Here is a 491-nt window from a genome sequence, read left to right as displayed (position 1 = left end):
CTCATATACTGAGAAAAAACGTATCCGCAAGGACTTTAGCAAGTTGCCGGACGTCATGGATGTGCCGTACCTCCTGGCCATCCAGCTGGATTCGTATCGTGAATTCTTGCAAGCGGGAGCGACTAAAGATCAGTTCCGCGACGTGGGCCTGCATGCGGCCTTCAAATCCGTTTTCCCGATCATCAGCTACTCCGGCAATGCTGCGCTGGAGTACGTCGGATATCGTCTGGGCGAACCGGCATTTGATGTCAAAGAATGCGTATTGCGCGGTGTAACTTACGCCGTACCTTTGCGGGTAAAAGTGCGCCTGATCATTTTCGACAAAGAATCGTCGAACAAAGCGATCAAGGACATCAAAGAGCAAGAAGTCTACATGGGTGAAATTCCCCTGATGACTGAAAACGGTACCTTCGTAATCAACGGTACCGAGCGTGTAATCGTTTCCCAGCTGCACCGTTCCCCGGGCGTGTTCTTCGACCACGACCGTGGCA

The 491-nt window shown here is 51.9% G+C and carries 1 pseudogene; it reads left to right on the top strand.

What is annotated here, in order from left to right:
* Nucleotides 1–491, top strand: a pseudogene (gene rpoB / locus IB267_RS33045) (DNA-directed RNA polymerase subunit beta); the annotation flags it as partial.

The organism is Ensifer sp. ENS09 (genome assembly GCF_014852425.1).
In the GTDB taxonomy this organism is placed as follows: domain Bacteria; phylum Pseudomonadota; class Alphaproteobacteria; order Rhizobiales; family Rhizobiaceae; genus Ensifer.
The sequence above is the reverse complement of the archived record's forward strand: the minus strand, read 5'-3'. Positions and strand labels throughout refer to the sequence as shown.